We start from the raw sequence: 21697 nt of genomic DNA on the forward strand, positions 1-21697 counted from the left end.
AGGTGTGAAGAAAAGCTTCATTCATCAGCAAGAGGAGATTTCTTTTGTCAAAAATACATTCACTCAGTATTTAAAAGACAAACTAGAAATCGTAGAAGTGCAAGGACCGATTTTGAGTCGTGTCGGGGATGGTATGCAGGATAACTTGTCCGGTGTGGAGAATGCGGTAACTGTTAATGTGAAGCTGATTCCAGAGGCGACTTATGAGGTTGTTCACTCGCTTGCTAAGTGGAAGCGTCATACCTTGGCTCGTTTCGGTTTTAATGAAGGTGAGGGTCTCTTTGTTCACATGAAGGCGCTTCGTCCGGATGAGGATTCATTGGATCCGATTCACTCAGTTTATGTAGATCAATGGGACTGGGAAAAGGTTATTCCAGATGGTCGCCGCAATTTGGCATACTTGAAAGAGACAGTTGAGCAGATTTATAAGGCTATTCGTCTGACAGAACTAGCTGTTGAGGCACGCTACGACATTGAATCCGTCTTGCCTAAGAAAATTACCTTTATCCATACAGAAGATTTAGTGAAAAACTTCCCTGATTTGACACCCAAAGAGCGTGAAAACGTGGTTGCCAAGGAATACGGAGCAGTTTTTCTAATTGGCATCGGTGGCGAACTGGCAGATGGAAAACCGCATGATGGTCGTGCACCTGACTATGATGATTGGACCAGTCCGTCAGAGGCTGGTTATAAAGGTCTTAATGGTGATATTTTGGTTTGGAATGATATGCTTGGTGCAGCTTTTGAATTGTCATCCATGGGTATCCGTGTGGATGAAGATGCTCTCAAACGCCAAGTTGCTATCACAGGTGATGAAGATCGTCTAACCTTTGACTGGCATCGTGCTCTCTTGAATGGACTTTTTCCGTTATCTATTGGCGGTGGTATAGGTCAATCTCGTCTGGCGATGTTCTTGCTTCGTAAGAAACATATCGGTGAGGTTCAGTCTAGCGTTTGGCCTCAGGATGTTCGTGACACTTTTGAGAATATTTTATAAGAGATTGGGTTCAATCTCTTTTCTTTTGCTTTCAATCTGTATACTGAAAACATTTACAACAAGATTATCTGTGATTTTTGAGCTAATATATGTTATACTTTCTTAGTTATAACTCAATGAAAAGAAATCAGACGAGACTGTAATGGTATTGGTAGAGCTGAAATTCGCCAAATCAAGTTGATATCATCTGGGTTTGATTTGCAAAGAGTATAAATTAAATGATAATAGAGGATACCATGACAAAACTTAGAGAAGACATCCGTAACGTTGCTATTATTGCCCACGTTGACCATGGGAAAACAACTCTCGTTGATGAATTATTGAAACAATCCCAAACACTTGATGAACGTACGCAATTAGATGAGCGTGCTATGGACTCAAATGATATTGAAAAAGAGCGTGGGATCACAATCCTTGCCAAGAACACTGCTGTTTCTTACAATGGCACTCGTATCAATATCATGGATACACCAGGGCACGCGGATTTTGGAGGCGAGGTTGAGCGTATCATGAAAATGGTGGATGGTGTCGTTCTGGTCGTGGATGCCTACGAAGGAACTATGCCACAGACTCGCTTCGTATTGAAAAAAGCTCTTGAACAAAACTTGACACCGATTGTCGTTGTTAATAAAATCGACAAACCATCTGCTCGTCCAGAAGAGGTAGTGGATGAGGTTTTAGAACTCTTTATTGAGCTTGGTGCTGATGATGACCAGCTAGAGTTCCCAGTAGTTTACGCTTCAGCAATCAACGGTACGTCTTCACTTTCTGATAATCCAGCTGATCAAGAAGAAACGATGGCACCGATCTTTGACACGATTATTGAGCATATTCCGGCTCCAGTTGACAACTCAGATGAGCCATTACAGTTCCAGGTTTCTCTTCTGGACTACAATGATTTTGTGGGGCGTATCGGTATCGGTCGTATTTTTCGTGGTACTGTGAAAGTTGGTGACCAAGTTACCCTATCTAAATTGGACGGTACAACGAAGAACTTCCGTGTCACCAAGCTATTTGGTTTCTTTGGTCTGGAACGTAAGGAAATCCAAGAAGCAAAAGCTGGTGATTTGATTGCTGTTTCAGGTATGGAGGACATCTTTGTTGGTGAGACAGTGACACCGACAGATGCAGTCGAGGCTCTTCCAGTTCTTCATATTGATGAGCCGACTCTTCAAATGACCTTTTTGGTGAATAATTCCCCATTTGCAGGTCGTGAAGGAAAATGGGTGACATCTCGTAAGATTGAAGAACGTCTGTTGGCTGAGTTGCAGACTGACGTTTCGCTTCGTGTAGAGGCGACAGATTCGCCAGATAAATGGACTGTTTCAGGTCGTGGTGAGTTGCATCTGTCTATTTTGATTGAAACTATGCGTCGTGAGGGTTACGAACTTCAGGTATCGCGTCCAGAGGTTATTATCAAAGAAATCGATGGTGTGAAGATGGAGCCATTTGAGCGCGTGCAAATTGATACACCGGAAGAGTATCAAGGTTCTATCATCCAAGCTCTGTCTGAGCGCAAGGGGGATATGCTGGATATGCAAATGGTTGGTAATGGTCAGACTCGTCTGATTTTCCTTGTACCAGCCCGTGGCTTGATTGGTTTTTCAACTGAGTTCTTGTCCATGACCCGTGGCTACGGTATCATGAACCATACCTTTGATCAATATCTTCCAGTCGTTCAAGGTGAAATCGGTGGCCGTCATCGTGGGGCACTTGTCTCTATCGATCAAGGAAAGGCAACGACTTATTCCATCATGCGGATTGAAGAGCGGGGGACGATTTTTGTCAATCCTGGTACAGAAGTGTATGAAGGGATGATTATTGGTGAAAATTCTCGTGAGAATGATTTGACTGTGAACATTACGACTGCTAAGCAGATGACCAACGTTCGTTCTGCTACTAAAGACCAAACTGCGGTTATTAAAACACCACGTATCTTGACGCTTGAAGAATCGCTTGAGTTCTTGAACGATGACGAATATATGGAAGTAACACCAGAATCCATTCGCCTGCGCAAGCAAATCTTGAACAAGGCAGAACGTGATAAGGCTGCTAAGAAGAAAAAATTAGCTGCTGAAGAAGGATAGTTCCAAGGAGAGATAGCATGTTTTATTTAATCCTCGCTATTATGTTAGTGCTCTTTTATGTCTTCGTGGCTCCTCGCAATGTTCGAGGAACCATGAATTTGATTGCAGCAGTTTTTCTACTGGTAGCCCTAGCTACCGCATTGATACTTGGATTTTTAAAAATTATGCAATTTCCAAGAGAGGTTTGGGTAAGTCTGATACTGATTATTATTGGCTTTTGGGCTATGAGAGATATTTATTATCTGGATAGGGAACCTAGAGCTAGACAGAAGAGATCTGCACGAAACCGTCCCTATAGATATAGATGAAAGAAACCGACCTTTGCGTCGGTTTTTCTGTCCTCTGGCTTGAAAAAGACTCTCTGAAAAGGTAAAATAAGGTGTTAGAAAGTATAGGTAATTGCGATGAAGATGGTTAACGTAGTAAAAAATAAAAAGGTATTGGTTCTAGGCTTGGCTAAATCTGGTGAATCTGCAGCTCGACTCCTTGACACATTGGGAGCGATTGTGACAGTGAATGATGGAAAGCCTTTGGAAGAGAATCCAACTGCTCAAGACTTGTTGGAAGACGGTATCCGTGTGATTTGTGGTAGCCATCCTCTGGAGTTATTGGATGAAGATTTTGCTTTGGTGGTAAAAAATCCAGGTATTCGATATGATAATCCGATGGTCGAAAAGGCGCTGCACAAAGGAATACCGGTGTGGACAGAAATTGAGTTGGCTTACTTAATTTCTGAAGCGTTGATCGTAGGCATTACCGGTTCCAACGGTAAAACAACAACGACAACAATGATTGCTGAGGTTCTTAATGCAGGAGATAAACCTGCAAAACTATGTGGAAATATTGGCTATCCAGCTTCTTCTATTGCTCAGGCAGCTACGACTGAAGATACCTTAGTTATGGAATTATCTTCCTTCCAATTGATGGGAACTAAGTCCTTCCGTCCTCATATTGCAGTTATCACTAATTTGATTGCCAGTCACATTGATTACCATGGAACTTTTGAAGACTATGTAGCAGCCAAATGGATGATTCAAAATCAGATGACAAAAGAAGATGTTTTGATTCTTAATTTCAATCAAGAATTGGCTAAGGAATTGGCCTGTCGCACGCAGGCAACGGTTGTCCCATTTTCAACGACAGAAGTAGTAGATGGAGCCTATTTGACAGGCGGTAAGCTCTATTTTAAGGATGAATATATCATGGATGCGCTACAGCTTGGTGTACCTGGGACTCATAACATTGAAAATGCTCTTGCGACCATTGCTGTTGCCAAGCTACTTGGAGTAGATAATCAGGTTATTCGTGAGACTCTGTCTGCTTTTGGTGGAGTGAAACACCGCCTACAATTTGTTGGAACAATTGATGGTGTTGCTTTTTATAATGATAGCAAATCCACCAATATATTAGCGACCCAAAAGGCTTTATCTGGGTTTGATAACAGTAAGGTTATCTTGATTGCTGGAGGATTGGATCGTGGCAATGATTTTGATGAACTAGTTCCGGATTTGGTCGGTTTGAAGAAAATGATCCTTCTTGGACAGTCTGCACCACGTCTTCAATGTGCTGCGCAGCAAGCTGGTGTTATGGCCGTAACTGCTACTGATATTGCTGATGCTACACGCAAGGCTTTTCAAGAGGCTGAAAATAGCGATGTTGTTCTTCTTAGTCCAGCCAATGCAAGCTGGGACATGTATGCGAACTTTGAGGTTCGAGGGGATGTCTTCTTACAGACATACGAGGAGTTGAAACAATCATGAAAAAAATTGTCTTTACAGGCGGTGGGACGGTAGGACACGTGACTCTTAACCTTCTTTTGATTCCGCGATTTTTGGAAGAAGGCTGGGAAGTTCATTATATCGGTGATAAGAACGGGATTGAGCATGAACAAATTGCAGCATCCGGCTTAGCGATTCATTTTCATTCGATTGCCACAGGAAAATTGCGCCGGTATTTTTCCCTCCAAAATATGTTGGATGTTTTTAAAGTTGGCTTCGGTGTGCTTCAGTCCTTGACCATTATTGCTAAGATTCGTCCACAAGCTCTTTTCTCAAAAGGTGGTTTTGTATCCGTTCCACCGGTTATTGCTGCAAAATTATTAAGAGTTCCTGTCTTCATACACGAATCAGATCTATCCATGGGTTTGGCTAATAAAATTGCCTATAAATTTGCGACAACCATGTATAGTACTTTTGAGCAGCCTGCTAGTCTGGCAAAAGTAAAACACGTTGGAGCTGTTACCAAAGTTGGACAGTCTAATGCTAAAGTAACGCCGATTCAATTGCCAGAAATTCTAAGTCATTTTGATAAACGATTGCCAACTCTCTTGTTTATCGGTGGATCAGGTGGCGCCAAAGTCTTTAACGATTTGATTAGTCAGAATCGTTCGGCGTTGACGGATCGATTTAATATCATCAATCTGACTGGTGATGCCAGTCTCAATCAGTTGGATACTAATCTCTATCGAGTAGATTATGTAACTGAACTCTATCAACCCCTGATGGACTTGGCAGATGTTGTTATCACTCGTGGAGGGTCCAATACTCTCTTTGAGTTAATTGCCATGCAGCAGCTTCATTTGATTGTTCCTCTGAGTCGTCAGGCGAGCCGTGGGGATCAGATTGAAAATGCTCTTTATACTGAGAAAAAAGGGTATTCAAAGCAGATTGAGGAAAGCCGGCTTACACTGGATAGTCTACTGGTAGAAGTTGAAGATTTGCTTGAAAATAAGGAGTTCTATATTCAAAACATGGCCAATTCTAACGAAATTCAGTCTGTCGATAGTTTTTACAACTTACTCAGAAAAGATATGGGGAGGTAGGGTTGATGACCGAACAAGATTCTAAAATTGAACAAGAGTCAGCGACTGAACAAGAGTCTAAGGTAGACCAAGAACAGCTATCTCAGCAAGAACAAACTGCTGAAATTACGACTGAAACGATAGAGGAAGACAAGACTGAGTTGGAGAACGAAACCGATTCAGAAGAACTTTCGGTCTCTGATCTACCAAATGCAGATGATGCAACTGAAGAAACAAGTGCCTTTTTTGAGCAATGGAAAGCACGGCATGAAGCCTATTTAGCCAGCCAAGATGAGCCAAAAGAATCTGACATCAGCGAAGAGCCTCAGGAACCCCAAATAACCAAACAACCTATTTTCAAAGGAATCAAGAGGATAAAAAAGGCTCCTGAATCTGAAACAGAAGCTGTAGAAACTGTTAAGAAGCTGAAACTGGATATTCCATCAAAAGTTATTTGGAAAGCAGTTCCTGTTCTCACCGTCAGCTTATTGTTAGCGGCATTGGCGCTTTATTTTATTTCACCAACAAGTAAGAAGAAGCAAATCGAAGTGGTTGGAAATGAGCGATTGACAGCTGAACAAGTGGAAAATTATAGCTTAATATCACCGGATGATTATGTTATGACAATCGCTTTGCATGCGAATGCCTATGCTAACAATATCAAAAAGAATAGTTCAACAGTTGAGTCGGCAAAGATTCGTTTTCAGCTACCAGATAAGTTTACCATTCATATTAAGGAATACGCTATTATAGGCTATATCGAACAGCAAAATCGGTTGTATCCTGTGCTGTCCAGCGGTGAGATAAGTGGAGCACCTGTCTCACAAGAAACCTTGCCTGAAAGTTATACAAAAATCCAACTATCGGATAGGGAATTGGTCAAAAAACTTGCTGTAGAACTGGGAAAGATAGATGCAGGGATTCGTGCTAGGATTCAGACGATAAATCTGACACCGAGTAAGGTAACGGCAGATCTTCTCACGTTTAGTATGGCTGATGGAAACACTGTTTTGGTACCATTGAGTGAGATAAGTCAGAAGATGCCTTATTATGCTAAAATTGCATCAGAAGTAAACATTCCAACAACGATAGACATGGAAGTCGGCATTTATAGATATGCAAGTTAAAATAGATAATTTTGTAAAGAAAAAGTAACAAAAAAGACCTTAAAAATCACCATAATTCGATATAATATGGTATAATGAAGGATGACTAATTGTACTATTTTTTTAAATGGACGATGAATTGTTAAAGTTGGAAGTAAGAGAGGACTGATAGAATGGCTAGAAGCGGCTTTTTTACGGGATTAGATATTGGTACAAGCTCCGTTAAAGTCTTGGTTGCAGAATATATTGATAATGAAATGAATGTGATTGGCGTCAGCAATGTCAAAAGTGCGGGTGTCAAAGATGGAATTATTGTAAACATTGAGGTTGCTGCTGGAGCAATAAAAAAAGCTATAGAGCAGGCAGAAGAAAAATCAGGTATTCGTATCGAAAAAGTAAATGTCGGGCTACCTGCAAACCTTCTTCAAATTGAACCGACTCAGGGAATGATTCCTGTCACAACTGATTCGCAAGAAATTACAGACTTGGATGTTGAAAATGTTGTAAGATCAGCATTGACAAAGAGCATGACTCCAGAACGTGAAGTTATCTCCTTTATTCCAGAAGAGTTCACCGTTGATGGTTTCCAAGGAATTAAAGATCCTCGTGGAATGATGGGGATTCGTTTGGAAATGCGTGGTATGTTGTACACAGGACCACGTACCATTCTCCACAATCTTCGTAAGACAGTAGAGCGTGCGGGTGTCCAGGTTGAAAACATTGTAATTTCTCCACTAGCCTTAACTCGTTCTGTACTGAATGAAGGTGAGCGCGAATTTGGTGCTACTGTGATTGATCTTGGTGGAGGCCAAACCACGGTAGCAGTTATGCGCGGTCAAGAATTACAGTACACCAACATCTATCAAGAAGGTGGAGACTATATCACAAATGATATTTCAAAAGTGTTGACAACTTCAAAGAGTATCGCAGAAAACTTGAAGTATAACTACGGTGTTGCCTATCCGCAAGATGCTAGCGACAAAGAGAAGTTTACCGTTGAGGTGATTGGCGAAAGTGCACCGGTTGAAGTAACAGAACGCTATCTTTCAGAAGTCATCGCCGCTCGGCTCCGTCAGATTTTTGATCGTGTGAAACAAGATTTGGAAAGGACACGTGCTCTTGATTTACCAGGAGGTATCGTTCTCGTTGGTGGAGGCGCAATTCTACCAGGGATTACAGAATTGGCTCAGGAAGTACTTGGAGTCAATACCAAGATTTTTGTGCCGAACCAAATCGGTATTCGCAATCCAGCTTTTGCAAGCGTGATTAGCTTTGTGGAGTATGTTGGTGAATTGGAGGAAGTTGAAAATATTGCACAACATGCAGTAAATGGTGAGACTGTTTTGAGACACAAACCGGTTGATATTCCTATCGCTCGTCCACGTGTTAGCCAACCAATCCAAAAAGAAATTGTGAACGAATTGAATACAGTTGATCATGAAGAGGAGCAGGCAGTCCCTGTTTACCATGATGAGGAAGAAATTCGTCCGGCTGCTAAGAGCAACATCACAGACCGCATTCGTGGTTTGTTTGGCAGCATGTTTGAATAAATAGAAAAGAAAAGGTGATTTAAACTATGGCATTTTCATTTGAAGCAGCAGCTAGTCATGGTGCTGTCATTAAGGTGATCGGTGTTGGTGGAGGCGGTGGTAACGCTATTAACCGCATGATTGAAGAAGGTGTGGCTGGTGTTGAGTTTATCGCAGCTAACACGGATGTACAAGCATTGAGCAGTTCTAAAGCTGAGACAGTTATCCAGTTGGGACCGAAGTTAACTCGTGGCTTGGGTGCTGGGGGTCAACCTGAAGTTGGTCGCAAGGCTGCTGAAGAGAGCGAAGAGGCACTGACGAATGTTTTGACTGGTGCAGATATGGTCTTTATTACTGCCGGTATGGGTGGTGGATCTGGTACAGGTGCAGCTCCTGTTATTGCTCGTATTGCAAAAAATCTAGGTGCTTTGACTGTTGCTGTTGTCACTCGTCCATTTGGTTTTGAAGGAAATAAACGCGGCAATTTTGCTATTGAAGGTATTGAAGGTCTTCGTGAACAGGTTGATACCCTCTTGATTATTTCAAATAACAACCTTCTAGAAATCGTTGATAAGAAGACTCCGCTTTTAGAAGCTTTGAGTGAAGCAGACAATGTTCTTCGTCAAGGTGTTCAAGGGATTACAGATTTGATCACTAATCCTGGTTTAATCAACTTGGACTTTGCTGACGTGAAGACAGTGATGGAGAATAAGGGGAATGCTTTGATGGGGATCGGTATCGGTACAGGTGAGGATCGCGTAATTGAAGCAGCTCGTAAGGCTATCTACTCTCCGCTTCTCGAAACAACTATTGATGGTGCAGAAGATGTCATTGTTAACGTTACAGGTGGCTATGATATGACTTTGACAGAAGCTGAAGACGCTTCAGAAATTGTCCACCAAGCTGCTGGTCAGGGTGTGAATATCTGGTTGGGTACTTCTATTGATGAAACAATGAAGGATGAAATCCGTGTAACTGTCGTTGCAACAGGTGTTCGTCAGGATTCTGCTGAAAAACCAGCTCGTCATCGTACAGAAGCTGTTGCACCACGTCACTCCCAACGTTTTGATTATTCGGTAGCATCTGCGACAGCTCCGACTCGTGGGGGCATTCAACAGACAGAGGCATCGAAAGCATCTGCATTTGGTGAGTGGGATTTACGCCGCGAGAACTTAATTCGTCCAACAGATACAGAGACACCATCGGGCGTTTCTGTTGAGAAGTTTACAATGGATCAGGATGAAGATGAGTTGGATACCCCACCTTTCTTCCGCAATCGCTAGGATGAGTATTCAAAAGAATAAGGAGGCTGTCTTTTCAGCAGTTCAATCAGCTACTAAGAAGGCAGGCCGTCCCAGTGAATCAGTAGAGGTAATAGCTGTCACAAAATATGTTGACAGCTCTATTGCTAATGAGCTAGTGAAAACTGGAATTACTCATATCGGTGAAAATCGTGTTGAGCAGTTTTTAGAAAAATATAACGCTTTGGCGCATCACCAATTAACTTGGCACTTAATCGGTAGCTTGCAGAGGCGTAAGGTTAAGGATGTTATCCATCTTGTGGATTATTTTCATGCTTTGGATTCTGTCAGACTAGCTAAAGAAATTGATAAACGTGCTAGTAAGCCGATTAAATGTTTCCTTCAGGTTAATGTTTCTGGTGAGGAGAGTAAGCATGGTTTTGCTTTGTCAGAAATTGAAAGTGCACTGATTGACATCAGCTCACTAGAGAAGATTGAGTTAGTCGGCTTGATGACAATGGCTCCTTTGGGAGCGAGTGACAAGGAATTGGATAGCATTTTTTCTAAGATGAAGCAGATCCAGAAAGAACTAGCTGCCCGTAATTTACCGCGAATGTCCTTTACCGAATTAAGTATGGGGATGAGTGGAGACTTTGAACGCGCCATCGCTCACGGTGCTACATACGTGAGAATTGGCTCAATATTCTTTGAATGTGGGAGAGAGTGAATACATGGCATTAAAAGATACATTTAAAAACTTATTTAATTACTTTGAAGTTGACGATGTCAATGAAGTGGAAGAGCAGGAAGATGCCTACTCAATGCCTAACGATCGTCCTAAAATGCGTGTTGCCAATACTACAACTTCACCGGTGCGTGAGCAGCAACCAAGAGTAGAAACACGTCGGGAGACACGTTCAGAAAATCAACTTCAACGCCTACACGAAAGGCAGCAAGAATTGATGAGCAATAACAAAGAAAGAGAAATTATCAAGACAACCATTGATATAAAGTTTCCTAAGCGGTATGAAGATGCACCAGAGATGGTGAACCTTCTACTTGATAATGCGAGTATTCTGATCGATTTTCAATATATGTCAGAACAGCAAGCGAGACGTTGTCTAGATTATTTGGATGGTGCTCGTTCTGTATTGTCTGGCAACTTGAAAAAGGTGTCACATACGATGTGGTTGTTGACCCCGGTCAACGTTACAGTCAACATTGAAGAATTGCGCAATGCTAACACTAGCCAAGTAGCGGATTCACATTTTGATTTTGATATAAAACGGTAACGCTATGCAATTGTTGATTTTTCTAATTTTAAAAATTGTAGAAATCTATTCTTATCTTTTATTGGCTTATGCTTTATTAAGTTGGTTTCCAAATTTATATGCGACCTCGCTTGGACGTTTGATTCAATGGTTAGTGACACCAGTGTTAAAGCCTTTTAGACGTCTTAATTTGCAGTTTATGGGGTTAGATTGGACCGTCATGGCTGCAATGATTGCATTAAATATTGGAACTCGTCTTCTACTTCGACTACTGATTTTACTAGTTTAGTCATGAGGAATGAGAAAAACTTGTTGCAGCATTTTGCCAAGGAAGAGAGGGAATTTGTAGAGAAAATTATGGATATGTGCCAGCAGGTCGAAGAGACATATTCCTATAGATTAACACCCTTTCTGCATCCCAGACAAGATGACATTGCATGTAAAATTGCTAACTATTATCAGTTACAAACTTTTTCCAGTCGAGATTTTGTGCCAACGGAACATTCACGGGTTATTATTGCTCCAAGTTATTATGAATTAGATATTCAGGACTTTGAGCTAACAGCTCTGGAATTATCCTATGCTAGAAAATTTCACAATTTGTCACACTCTCAAGTTCTTGGAACTTTTCTCAATCAGTTGGGAATAAAAAGAGAATACTTGGGTGATATTTTAGTAAGCGATGACCAACTGGTTGTTTTTCTAGATCAAAAGTTTGGGAAAATTGCCTTGCAATCCATTACGAAAATTGCTCGAGTTCCTGTAAAGGGAATGGAGAAAGACTGGATGACTATTCGAATGACAGTGAAACAAGACTGGCATTCAAAAGATGTACTTGTTCCCAGTTTGAGACTAGACAAGTTGATTTCAGTAGCTTTTAACCTTTCGAGATCAACTGCTCACAAGCTGATAGAAGGAGGGCATGTCAAGCTGGATTATGTACAAATAGAACATCCCAGCAAACCAGTTGAAAGCGGTCAGTTAATCAGTGTGAGGAAATACGGTAGAATCCGACTAAATGAATTTTTAGGTTTTTCTAAGCAAGGAAAGATAAAATTAAAGTTAGACATTGTTAAAACTTAGGAGGAAAGATGGCACTTACAGCATTAGAATTAAAAGATAAAACTTTTGCGACAAAATTCAGAGGATATGATGCGGATGAAGTTGATGATTTTTTGGATATTGTAACACGCGACTATGAAGATTTGATTCGTAAAAATCATGAGCAAGAATTGGAATTGAAAAATTTACGTGAGCGTTTAGCTTACTTTGATGAGATGAAAGAATCTCTGAGTCAATCAGTTCTATTGGCTCAAGATACAGCTGAAAAAGTAAAGCATGCTGCTGAAGATCAGGCCACCAATATTATCAAGCAAGCCGACTATGATGCAGCGACCTTGCTACATGAAGCGAGAGATAGAGCAAATGAAATTCTTCGCAGTGCAACTGATAATGCAAAAAAAGTTGTTATTGAAACAGAGGAATTGAAAAATAACACGCGTATTTTTCATCAGCGCTTAAAATCAACGATAGAAAGTCAGCTCTCATTGGTTAATTCGTCTGAATGGGAGGAGATTCTTCGCCCAACAGCTAGCTATATCCAAACAAGCGATGAAGCGTTCCGAGATGTCCTTCGTAAAGCGTTGGATGAAGAAGTAGTCGTTGAAGAAGAGAGTTTGGATTACACGCGCCAATTAACACCGGAAGAAATTGCAGAATTAACCCGTCAGGCTGCTACGCTGGAGATGGATGGGACTGTAGAATTTCCGACTGAAGAATAACGATCATCAGCAAAGACACTGTTAATAGAAATATTTTTAGCGAGTAGGAGATGGTGGAAGTCCTACAATCCCTTTCTAGAGATAATCCCTTTGCATGATTTTTCCTGAAAAATAGTAGGGGAAGACGTCTGTTCACGTTACGAACATAGAGGGATAGGGGAGACTCTATCTAAACTAAGGTGGTACCACGAACTTTCGTCCTTATTGGCGGGAGTTTTTTAATTTTCTATGATTATTAGTAATGTTGATAGTATAGAGCTGTGAAAAATAATAAAATAGAATGTAAAAAGGAGTTATGATGAAGTTAAAAGAAACGCTTAATTTGGGGAAAACAGCTTTTCCTATGCGTGCTGGATTGCCAACACGTGAACCTGAATGGCAAAAGGCATGGGATGAAGCAAAATTGTATCAAAAACGTCAGGAGTTGAATGCAGGAAAACCTGCCTTTCATCTGCACGATGGACCTCCTTATGCAAATGGGAATATTCACGTTGGTCATGCCCTGAACAAAATTTCCAAAGATATTATTGTTCGATCCAAATCAATGATGGGCTTCCGTGCACCATTCGTGCCAGGTTGGGATACGCATGGACTACCAATTGAGCAAGTTTTGGCCAAGCAAGGTGTTAAACGCAAGGAAATGGATTTGGTGGAATACCTAGAAATGTGTCGTGATTACGCCCTTAGTCAGGTTGATAAACAGCGAGATGACTTTAAGCGTTTGGGTATTTCTGCTGACTGGGAAAATCCTTATATTACATTGACAAAGGACTACGAAGCTGCTCAGATTCGTGTCTTCGGTGCGATGGCGAACAAGGGCTATATCTATCGGGGAGCTAAGCCTGTTTATTGGTCTTGGTCTTCTGAGTCGGCTCTTGCAGAAGCTGAGATTGAGTACCATGATATTGATTCGACTTCTCTTTACTATGCCAACAAGGTCAAGGATGGCAAGGGAGTATTGGATACAGATAGCTATATCGTAGTGTGGACAACAACTCCATTTACAGTGACAGCTTCACGTGGTTTGACAGTCGGTGCAACTATTGACTATGTTCTTGTTCAACCTGTTGGTTCAGAACGTAAGTATGTTTTGGCAGAGGCTTTGATAGATACCTTAGCTCCTAAGTTTGGTTGGGAAAGTTTTGAAGTCATCTCAAAACATAAAGGAGCTGAATTTGAATACATTGTAACAGAACATCCATGGGATACAGCAGTTGATGAGCTGGTTATTTTGGGTGATCACGTAACGACAGACTCTGGTACAGGTATCGTCCACACAGCTCCTGGCTTCGGTGAAGATGACTATAATGTTGGTGTAAAATATAATCTTGAAGTAGCGGTGACTGTCAATGAACGCGGATTGATGATGGAAAATGCCGGTTCTGATTTTGAAGGTCAGTTCTACGATAAGGTAGTACCGACTGTCATGGAAAAATTGGGGGACCTGCTTCTTGCTAGTGAAGTTATCAATCACTCCTACCCATTTGACTGGCGAACTAAGAAGCCAATTATCTGGCGGGCAGTACCACAATGGTTTGCTTCTGTGTCTCAGTTCCGTCAAGATATTTTGGATCAAATTGAAGCGACAACATTTATCCCGTCTTGGGGCAAAACACGTCTCTATAATATGATCCGTGATCGTGGTGACTGGGTTATCTCTCGTCAGCGTGCTTGGGGTGTGCCCCTCCCTATCTTCTACGCAGAAGATGGAACAGCCATCATGACTAAGGAAGTAACAGATCACGTTGCTCAACTCTTTGAAGAACATGGCTCCATTATCTGGTGGAAATCTGAAGCGAAAGACCTCTTGCCGACCGATTTTAGCCATCCAGGGTCCCCAAATGGTATTTTTACTAAAGAAACCGACATCATGGATGTATGGTTTGACTCAGGTTCTTCCTGGAATGGTGTCATGAATGCTCGTGAGTCCCTTGCTTATCCGGCTGATCTTTACTTGGAAGGATCTGACCAATACCGTGGTTGGTTTAATTCATCCTTGATTACGTCTGTCGCAGTCAACGGACATGCACCTTATAAATCAGTCTTATCACAAGGCTTTGTCCTAGATGGAAAAGGTCTTAAAATGTCTAAGTCTCTTGGAAATGTTATCGTACCAAATGATGTTGCCAAGCAATACGGTGCGGAAATCCTACGCCTATGGGTAACGTCTGTTGATACCTCAAATGATGTTCGTGTGTCTATGGATATTCTAGGTCAAGTTTCTGAAACTTACCGTAAGATTCGGAATACCCTCCGTTTCTTGATTGCTAACACTTCTGATTTTAATCCTGCAACAGATACAGTAGTCTATGAGGAACTCCGTTCTGTTGACCAGTATCTCCTTGTGAAATTTAATAAGCTGGTGGCTCAGATTCGCCAAGCTTATGAAAATTACGATTTTATGGCAATCTACAAGTCTGTTGTAAACTTTGTAACTCTTGATTTATCAGCCTTCTATCTAGATTTTGCCAAGGATGTGGTTTATATTGATAGTGCAAAATCCCTTTCCCGTCGTCAAATGCAGACTGTTTTCTATGATATTTTAGTTAATATTACTAAGCTTTTGACACCAATTTTGCCACATACAGCAGAAGAAATTTGGGCATATTTGGAACATGAAGAAGAAGAGTTTGTTCAGTTGGCGGAAATGCCAGAGGTAACAACTTTTGCAAATGAAGCGCAGCTACTGGCTGACTGGGAAGCCTTTATGAACTTCCGTACACAGGCACAGAAAGCATTGGAAGAAGCGCGTAATGAGAAAATCATTGGTAAATCTCTTGAGGCGCATCTGACAGCCTATGTTTCAGCAGAAACCCAGTCATTCTTGGAAAGTTTGAATGCTGATCTTGCTCAGCTTTTGATTGTTTCTGGTTTGACAGTGACGAGAGAAACTGCTCCAGCAACAGCAGTGGTGGTGGACGAGGTTGCCTTTACTGTCGAGCGAGCGGCAGGTGAAGTCTGTGAGCGTTGCCGCCGCATTGATACAAGTGTTGTCAAGCGTAGTTATGGTGTGACAATTTGCGATCATTGCGCGAGTGTGGTAGAGGAAAACTTTGCTGAGGCAGTCGCTCAGGGGTTTGAGGCATAGAACGAATTTATCAAGTCTATCTCTAAGTGGGATAGACTTTTTCAGTTTCCTTCGGTTTTTAAAAAATAAACAAGCAAGCTCCAATCGAACTTGCTTGTCTATTTTATATTTTAAACTTTAATTTATATGGTTGAGGTGATGGTTAAGTGATGGGGTTATCCGATCACGATTATTTCTTTTTTATTTTTTTCTTCTCTTTATTTGAGACATTCCCAAGAATCCTAGTAATCCACTTCCCAGTACTGCAAGGATAGAAGGTGCCTCACCTGTATTTGGCAAGACTTTCTTAGGAGTCCGTGCCTTAGATGGCATAGCTTTCTCTGCTTTCTTAGGAGCAGGAGCTGGCTGCTTATCCTTAGGTTGCTCAGGTTTCTTGCCTTCAGGTTGAGTTTGTTTCTCATCCTTAGGTTTCTCAGCTTTCTTGCCTTCAGGTTGAGTTTGCTTCTCGTCCTTAGGTTTCTCAGCTTTCTTGTCCTCAGGTTGAGTTTGTTTCTCATCCTTCTTAGGTTGTTCAGGTTTCTTGTCCTCAGGCTGAGTTTGCTTCTCGTCCTTAGGTGGAGTTGGCTTGTCTTCTTTCTTAGGAGCAGGAGTTTCTTTAGGTGTATCTGACAATTTTGTCAAGACGAGAGTAATTGTCTTAACGGTAGGGTCTAGTTTGTCGTAACCTTCTTTTTTCTCAATCTTGTATGTATCAGATAGACTTTCTGTCAGCTTCTTGATTTCTGCTTCAAGCTCTTGAGGAGTTCCGTAGAACGGACGACTTTGTCGACTACCGCCATCACCGTTTGTTTCTAATACAATAATGCTCTTATGCTGATTGAAGACCAGTAGGATTCGATTTTCTCTTTCAAATCGGTCAACATAAGGATAACCATCTTGTTTGTATTTCTCTATTGCTTTATCCAAGGTTGCTTTTAGCTCTTCTGGTGTACCTTTGAAGTCCACTTCTTCTGTCTTATCTTTTGTTTGATAGAAGAGTTTGTAGTCTTTCTTCATGCTATCATCTTGCTTAGGTTGAGATGGAGCAGGAGTTTCTTTGTCTTTCTTAGGTGCTTTCTGTTCAGGAGTTGCTTCCGGAGCTTTGTCAGATTTTGGTGTTAATGTTAAAGTGATTGTTTTTTCATGTTCTTTCTTTTCCTCAGAACGTTTTACATCATAGGTTTCTTTAAATAGATTGGTCCACTCTTCAACTTTTCGTTTCACATCTTGCTCTCTCTTATCACCGTAGAACACAGAAGTTTGTTCAGTGGCATTATCACCAACGGTTTTCAAGACGATAAAGGTTTTATAACGATGGAAAACGAGTAGCGTATTGTCCCTGTGGTCAAATCGATCAGAATGTGGGTAGCCTTGCTGTGCATATCTTTCCTTCGCTTTTTCGATTCTATTTTCTTTTTCTTTCAGGTCGTCATAGCCTTCTTTTTCAGTCTCACCAAGAGGTCTTGCTTGTTCATTTAGCTCTCCTCTTTCAGAAAGTCCTTTTCGATAGTAGAGCCAGTATTTGTGATCCTTCTCCTGTGTTCCTTCTTTAGATGTTGGTTCCGTAGAAGTGGTTTCTCCGCTCGTAGTTGCAGCAGTTGGTTCTTCACTAGTGACAGTAGCTTTACCGGTTGAAGCAGTCGTAGAGCTCTCTGCTGTAGCGGTGTTTGCCTGAACAGCTTGTGTTGAAAGTCCGAATAGCAACGTTGTTCCAATGAGAATCGAGCCGGCACCAGCTTGCAATTTGCGAATACTGTAATGCCTTTTCTTCTGTGGAGTCATAAAAAAAATATCTCTCTTTCTTTATTCATTTTATGTATGTCATTATAACATATTAAAAGATATAATTTCCTTTCTTATGGTCATTGTTATGGAAAAATTATCTTTAAGAATATACTGAAAATTTAATATTTATTGATTTTTTATGCTTTTTATCGATTTATAATCCAGAAAAAAAGAAGCCGCTGGCTCCTTAAATTTCTGCAATAATGGGAATAGACATCTCAATCAACCGATCCGTATGAATCGTCTGAATGGTTGCCGTATTGATGGTTCTTTCATCGATTTTACGATGAAGAAAGAAGTCACGGATCTGCTCGATTTCGGACTGTTGTACTGCACGGTATTTGTTGCTAATCAAGAGTTCGTAGTGACGGGGGGCCTGGGTAAAAATAACGTCCGTATTGCCAGCAGAATACGTCTCTACTAGAAAAGCATCAGTATTAGCTAACTGGTTTTGGACAAGGTGGGGATGGCTATTTGTCGTGTTTATAATCTTCATGAGGAACCTCCTCGTAATATAATTGTGGGGATTTTTCAATCCCAAGCTCTATATCTCTGGCTACATTATAGCATGCTGAGAGCATTTTTACTAGCTATTGAGTGAATTTTCTTGCAATTTCCATTGCTCAACACCCCATTTGTGGCTTCCACGTTTGAGTTTTTTTATCGCTTCATCAACCGGAAACCAAGCGATATGGTTAAAATCTTCAAGAGGCTGTCCGATTTGATGGTAACTGGTGACTTGGTAGATATGAGCTGGATTGTAAAAGTGAGTATCACGGTGACTAGAGTAGAAATACTCATCAGCCTGTCCGTAGTAGTGTCCGATTTCGGCGGTAAATCCGAGTTCTTCCATCAGTTCACGCTCTAGAGCAATGAGGTGGTTTTCTCCTTTTTCAATTTCCCCACCGGGGAGGAACCAGGCACCATTTGGTGCTTGAATGAGGATGAGGTGCTCTTTTGTTTCATCGGGAATCACCGCATAGACACCAAAGCGGCTCTGGTAGTCAATACCAGCTTTCTTTTCTCCAAAAACAGTAATATTATCCATAGGCAGTTCCATCCTTTTTCATGATTGGAATGAGTTTTCTACATTATACCACTTTTTTACCATTTTTCCTTGTGATAACCTTTACAAAGGAGATATTTTCAAAGTTCTTAGCTGGCTTGATTCGATTTTGGTCATTGTGTAAAGGGAGTTTTTGAGAAAAATAGAACCGCTCGATGAGCGGATTCTATCTTTGTTATTTGGTTTTTGTTTGAGCCTTGATTTGGATAGTTCCCTTGCTCGTCATGACTGCTCGCAGGTTCTTTTCACTTGGATTTTCCAGATAAAAATCAGTAATAGCGTCCTCAATTTGATCTTGGATAGTTCGGCGAAGCGGACGAGCTCCCATTTTTGGGTCGTAGCCCAAGTCAACCAATTTTTCCTTGACCTTATCTGTGATATGTAGGTTGATACCGTTGTGAGAAAGCCGCTGGTTGACATCCTCCAACATGAGGCTGACGATTTCTAGTAGATTTTCCTTGCTGAGCGGTTGGAATTCGATAATCCCATCAAAACGATTCATGAACTCTGGGGTAAAGAAGTTGCTGAGTTGACCGAGGACAGATTGTGTCCGTCCTTCTATGCTGGCACCAAAACCAACGCTGGCTTCAACCTTACCTGTTCCCGCATTGGACGTCATGATGATGATGGTGTCTTTAAAGCTGACTGTCCGTCCTTGTCCGTCTGTCAAGCGTCCATCATCCAAGACTTGGAGGAACATGTGTAAGACATCCGGATGGGCCTTTTCTATCTCATCTAAGAGGATGAGTGAATAAGGATTGCGGCGAACTTTTTCTGTTAGTTGTCCTGCTTCTTCATAACCGACATAGCCTGGGGGTGCCCCGACTAACTTGGCAATAGCGTGTTTTTCCATGTATTCGGACATATCAAAGCGAATCATACTGTCCGCCGATCCAAAGAGTTCAATGGCGAGTTGTTTGGACAATTCTGTTTTTCCGACGCCAGTCGGACCAACAAAGAGGAAGGAGCCGATTGGGCGATTTGGTGCTCCCAGACCGACACGATTACGGCGGATAGCCTTTGCAATCTTATCAACGGCCTCATCTTGACCGATAACATGCGCTTTTAGATCGCTTGCTAGATTGATGAGCTGTGATTGTTCTTTTTCTTTCAAATCACCAACGGGGATATTGGTCTTTTGCTCGACAATGGCTTCGATTTCTTTTTCGGTAATGAGCGGTGTATCTTCTTCGCTGATGGTAGCCTTTTGCATTTCCTTATACTTTGCAATCTGATCGCGGAAATAAGCTGCTTTTTCATAATCTTCGTCACGTGTGGCTTGAGCCTTACGATTCTCAGCGTCAAGCAAGCGCTGATCAATTTCCCTTGGGTCAACAAAGTTGAGGGTCAGGTTCATTTTGGAGCCGGCTTCGTCCAGTAGGTCAATGGCCTTGTCTGGTAGAAAGCGGTCTTGAATATAGCGATTGGAAAGAACAGCTGCAGCTTCAATGGCCGTATCTGAATACTTAACGTGGTGATAATCTTGGTATTTGCTTTGAATACCCTTGAGAATGGTGATTGTTTCTTCAACGCTAGGTTCTTCTACTTTTACTGGTTGCATGCGTCGTTCAAGAGCAGCATCCTTCTCAATGATGCGGTATTCGTTGAGGGTGGTTGCCCCTACTAATTGCATTTCCCCACGAGCCAAAGCTGGCTTGAGAATGTTTCCTGCATCCATATTACCATCACCGGCAGAACCAGCTCCGACGATTTCATGGATCTCATCAATAAAGAGGATGATTTCCCGGCGGTTGCGGATTTCTTCCATCAGTTTTTGCATCCGTTCTTCAAATTGCCCGCGAATGCCTGTCCCTTGGACCAAACTTACCACATCGAGTCGGATAACCTCTTTTCCTCGCAGTTTTTGTGGAACATCACCGTCAACGATTTTTTGAGCTAGACCTTCAACAACCGCAGTCTTACCCACACCTGGCTCTCCGATGAGGACGGGATTGTTTTTGGTCCTGCGGTTGAGAATCTCAATGACCCGTGTAATTTCTTGATCGCGACCAATTACTGGGTCAATGTCGCCTCGGCGAGCAATATCGGTCACATTGATTCCAAATTCTTCCAAGAGACCATTGGGCTGTTGTGGAGGAGGCGTCTGCCCACCACGACCATTGTGACTTCCGCCAGACTGAGTTGGAGGGGTCTGTTCACGTTTTTTGCCAGCAGGTGTATTACCTGGATAGCCTCCCAGATGATTGAAGAACTCGCTAAATGGATCCATATTATTAGGATTTACCATGTCACCTAAGCCGCGTAGGATAGCATTATTTGGATCTGTTTTCATGATTTGATAACAATTGTGACAGAGGTCAACCTGTTGCTGTTTACCGTTTAGATTGGTATAGAGATGGATCGTTGCGTCGTTGATATTACAATTTTTGCAGAGCATGTTTCTACCTCTTTCTGTGAAAAAGTATGACCTATTCCTGAATAGTCAAAAAAGGTCAGTTCTATTTTTATTATAACAAGATTCAGAGAAAAATCAAGAAACTGCTACGTTTTGAAAGGTAAGATTTAGCGTGAAAACACGGACGTCAGTAGGAAAAGGGTGAAAAATTAAGACTTTTTTAGTAAGATGTGGTAAAATATTCCTATAAAAATGATTAGGAGAATGAATATGGAATCACATTTGGTGAGAATTATCAATCGTCTTGAGGCTATGGCTAATGACGGTGGTACCTTGAAACGCAATTTTGAGCGTGAAGGTGTTGTCGTTGCAGAAGTGGCTTATAGCTATGACGAGGAAAATGGTTCAGTCTTTACCTTGCGTGATGTTGCTGCTCGTGAAACGTATACGTTTGACAGCATTGACTTAATCGCCATGGAAATCTATGAACTACTATACTAATAACAAGTGTGAGGCACCCAAGGGTGCTTTTTCTTGTGAAAAGATGAGTGATACCAAACAAAACGGTTGCATAAATATTCAAAAATGGTATAATAGTCCCTAAATGAAAA

General features: G+C 41.5%; 19 protein-coding genes. 15 read left to right on the forward strand and 4 right to left on the reverse strand.

What is annotated here, in order from left to right:
• Positions 1–4: 4 nt before the first annotated feature.
• From asnA to ileS, 14 genes are all read left to right on the forward strand, one after another.
• Positions 5–997 carry an aspartate--ammonia ligase gene (asnA, locus tag SR187_RS02275; protein ID WP_024532114.1) on the forward strand — a complete coding sequence of 331 codons (993 nt, stop codon included), beginning with the start codon at positions 5–7 and terminating at the stop codon, positions 995–997.
• A gap of 236 nt (positions 998–1233) precedes the next feature.
• Entirely contained in the window at positions 1234–3084 is a 1851-nt protein-coding gene (gene typA / locus SR187_RS02280) for a translational GTPase TypA (RefSeq protein WP_120172455.1), read from the forward strand.
• A gap of 17 nt (positions 3085–3101) precedes the next feature.
• Positions 3102–3392, forward strand: a complete 291-nt coding sequence (locus SR187_RS02285) for a DUF3165 family protein (RefSeq protein WP_024532116.1) — start codon at positions 3102–3104, stop codon at positions 3390–3392.
• A 96-nt stretch (positions 3393–3488) separates the two neighbouring features.
• The gene (gene murD / locus SR187_RS02290; RefSeq protein ID WP_120171376.1) at positions 3489–4844 is read left to right on the forward strand and encodes a UDP-N-acetylmuramoyl-L-alanine--D-glutamate ligase; all 1356 of its coding nucleotides are present in this window, start codon (positions 3489–3491) and stop codon (positions 4842–4844) included.
• Positions 4841–5905: a UDP-N-acetylglucosamine--N-acetylmuramyl-(pentapeptide) pyrophosphoryl-undecaprenol N-acetylglucosamine transferase gene (locus SR187_RS02295; RefSeq protein ID WP_120171377.1), complete on the forward strand. Its 1065-nt coding sequence runs from the start codon at positions 4841–4843 to the stop codon at positions 5903–5905. The genes murD and SR187_RS02295 overlap by 4 nt, the downstream gene beginning before the upstream one ends.
• 5 nt (positions 5906–5910) lie before the next feature.
• Positions 5911–7011 carry a cell division protein FtsQ/DivIB gene (locus SR187_RS02300; RefSeq protein WP_120171378.1) on the forward strand — a complete coding sequence of 367 codons (1101 nt, stop codon included), beginning with the start codon at positions 5911–5913 and terminating at the stop codon, positions 7009–7011.
• A 152-nt stretch (positions 7012–7163) separates the two neighbouring features.
• Positions 7164–8540, forward strand: coding sequence for a cell division protein FtsA (gene ftsA / locus SR187_RS02305; RefSeq protein ID WP_120171379.1), 1377 nt, complete (start codon positions 7164–7166; stop codon positions 8538–8540).
• A gap of 26 nt (positions 8541–8566) precedes the next feature.
• Positions 8567–9802, forward strand: a complete 1236-nt coding sequence (ftsZ, locus tag SR187_RS02310) for a cell division protein FtsZ (protein ID WP_024532121.1) — start codon at positions 8567–8569, stop codon at positions 9800–9802.
• A 1-nt stretch (position 9803) separates the two neighbouring features.
• Positions 9804–10487 (forward strand): YggS family pyridoxal phosphate-dependent enzyme, encoded by a 684-nt coding sequence (locus tag SR187_RS02315; protein ID WP_120171380.1) that lies wholly within the window; start codon positions 9804–9806, stop codon positions 10485–10487.
• A gap of 4 nt (positions 10488–10491) precedes the next feature.
• Positions 10492–11052: a cell division protein SepF gene (locus SR187_RS02320; protein WP_120171381.1), complete on the forward strand. Its 561-nt coding sequence runs from the start codon at positions 10492–10494 to the stop codon at positions 11050–11052.
• 4 nt (positions 11053–11056) lie between these two features.
• Positions 11057–11320, forward strand: coding sequence for a YggT family protein (locus SR187_RS02325; protein ID WP_024532124.1), 264 nt, complete (start codon positions 11057–11059; stop codon positions 11318–11320).
• Positions 11321–11322: 2 nt separating this feature from the next.
• Complete coding sequence (locus SR187_RS02330; RefSeq protein WP_120171382.1) at positions 11323–12114, forward strand: YlmH family RNA-binding protein; 792 nt, start codon at positions 11323–11325, stop codon at positions 12112–12114.
• Between the two features lie 8 nt (positions 12115–12122).
• A complete protein-coding gene (locus SR187_RS02335; protein WP_120171383.1) occupies positions 12123–12812 on the forward strand; it encodes a DivIVA domain-containing protein in 690 nt (229 codons plus the stop codon).
• Between the two features lie 298 nt (positions 12813–13110).
• The gene (gene ileS, locus SR187_RS02340) at positions 13111–15900 is read left to right on the forward strand and encodes an isoleucine--tRNA ligase (RefSeq protein WP_120171384.1); all 2790 of its coding nucleotides are present in this window, start codon (positions 13111–13113) and stop codon (positions 15898–15900) included.
• Between the two features lie 180 nt (positions 15901–16080).
• Here the strand turns inward: ileS and SR187_RS02345 are convergent, their stop codons facing one another.
• The 4 genes from SR187_RS02345 to SR187_RS02360 all read right to left on the reverse strand — a co-directional run bounded on the left by SR187_RS02345 (position 16081) and on the right by SR187_RS02360 (position 21128).
• Entirely contained in the window at positions 16081–17661 is a 1581-nt protein-coding gene (locus tag SR187_RS02345) for a YSIRK-type signal peptide-containing protein (protein ID WP_120171385.1), read from the reverse strand.
• A 190-nt stretch (positions 17662–17851) separates the two neighbouring features.
• The gene (locus SR187_RS02350) at positions 17852–18160 is read right to left on the reverse strand and encodes a DUF1827 family protein (protein WP_024532451.1); all 309 of its coding nucleotides are present in this window, start codon (positions 18158–18160) and stop codon (positions 17852–17854) included.
• Between the two features lie 90 nt (positions 18161–18250).
• Positions 18251–18712 carry an NUDIX hydrolase gene (locus SR187_RS02355; RefSeq protein WP_024532452.1) on the reverse strand — a complete coding sequence of 154 codons (462 nt, stop codon included), beginning with the start codon at positions 18710–18712 and terminating at the stop codon, positions 18251–18253.
• Positions 18713–18905: 193 nt separating this feature from the next.
• On the reverse strand, positions 18906–21128 hold the full coding sequence (locus SR187_RS02360; protein WP_120171386.1) for an ATP-dependent Clp protease ATP-binding subunit: 2223 nt from the start codon (positions 21126–21128) through the stop codon (positions 18906–18908).
• A gap of 228 nt (positions 21129–21356) precedes the next feature.
• Here SR187_RS02360 and SR187_RS02365 point away from each other — a divergent pair, with 228 nt between their 5' ends.
• Complete coding sequence (locus tag SR187_RS02365) at positions 21357–21587, forward strand: DUF1797 family protein (RefSeq protein ID WP_024532454.1); 231 nt, start codon at positions 21357–21359, stop codon at positions 21585–21587.
• The last annotated feature ends 110 nt before the right edge of the window (positions 21588–21697 follow it).

Source organism: Streptococcus ruminantium, assembly GCF_003609975.1.
GTDB lineage: Bacteria > Bacillota > Bacilli > Lactobacillales > Streptococcaceae > Streptococcus > Streptococcus ruminantium.

Bases quoted from the DNA above. Each gene is read 5' to 3' on its own strand.
- typA (WP_120172455.1), top strand. From the start codon at position 1,234: ATGACAAAACTTAGAGAAGACATCCGTAACGTTGCTATTATTGCCCAC.
- SR187_RS02285 (WP_024532116.1), top strand. From the start codon at position 3,102: ATGTTTTATTTAATCCTCGCTATTATGTTAGTGCTCTTTTATGTCTTC.
- murD (WP_120171376.1), top strand. From the start codon at position 3,489: ATGAAGATGGTTAACGTAGTAAAAAATAAAAAGGTATTGGTTCTAGGC.
- SR187_RS02295 (WP_120171377.1), top strand. From the start codon at position 4,841: ATGAAAAAAATTGTCTTTACAGGCGGTGGGACGGTAGGACACGTGACT.
- SR187_RS02300 (WP_120171378.1), top strand. From the start codon at position 5,911: ATGACCGAACAAGATTCTAAAATTGAACAAGAGTCAGCGACTGAACAA.
- ftsA (WP_120171379.1), top strand. From the start codon at position 7,164: ATGGCTAGAAGCGGCTTTTTTACGGGATTAGATATTGGTACAAGCTCC.
- ftsZ (WP_024532121.1), top strand. From the start codon at position 8,567: ATGGCATTTTCATTTGAAGCAGCAGCTAGTCATGGTGCTGTCATTAAG.
- SR187_RS02315 (WP_120171380.1), top strand. From the start codon at position 9,804: ATGAGTATTCAAAAGAATAAGGAGGCTGTCTTTTCAGCAGTTCAATCA.
- SR187_RS02320 (WP_120171381.1), top strand. From the start codon at position 10,492: ATGGCATTAAAAGATACATTTAAAAACTTATTTAATTACTTTGAAGTT.
- SR187_RS02325 (WP_024532124.1), top strand. From the start codon at position 11,057: ATGCAATTGTTGATTTTTCTAATTTTAAAAATTGTAGAAATCTATTCT.
- SR187_RS02330 (WP_120171382.1), top strand. From the start codon at position 11,323: ATGAGGAATGAGAAAAACTTGTTGCAGCATTTTGCCAAGGAAGAGAGG.
- SR187_RS02335 (WP_120171383.1), top strand. From the start codon at position 12,123: ATGGCACTTACAGCATTAGAATTAAAAGATAAAACTTTTGCGACAAAA.
- ileS (WP_120171384.1), top strand. From the start codon at position 13,111: ATGAAGTTAAAAGAAACGCTTAATTTGGGGAAAACAGCTTTTCCTATG.
- SR187_RS02345 (WP_120171385.1), bottom strand. From the start codon at position 17,661: ATGACTCCACAGAAGAAAAGGCATTACAGTATTCGCAAATTGCAAGCT.
- SR187_RS02350 (WP_024532451.1), bottom strand. From the start codon at position 18,160: ATGAAGATTATAAACACGACAAATAGCCATCCCCACCTTGTCCAAAAC.
- SR187_RS02355 (WP_024532452.1), bottom strand. From the start codon at position 18,712: ATGGATAATATTACTGTTTTTGGAGAAAAGAAAGCTGGTATTGACTAC.
- SR187_RS02360 (WP_120171386.1), bottom strand. From the start codon at position 21,128: ATGCTCTGCAAAAATTGTAATATCAACGACGCAACGATCCATCTCTAT.
- SR187_RS02365 (WP_024532454.1), top strand. From the start codon at position 21,357: ATGGAATCACATTTGGTGAGAATTATCAATCGTCTTGAGGCTATGGCT.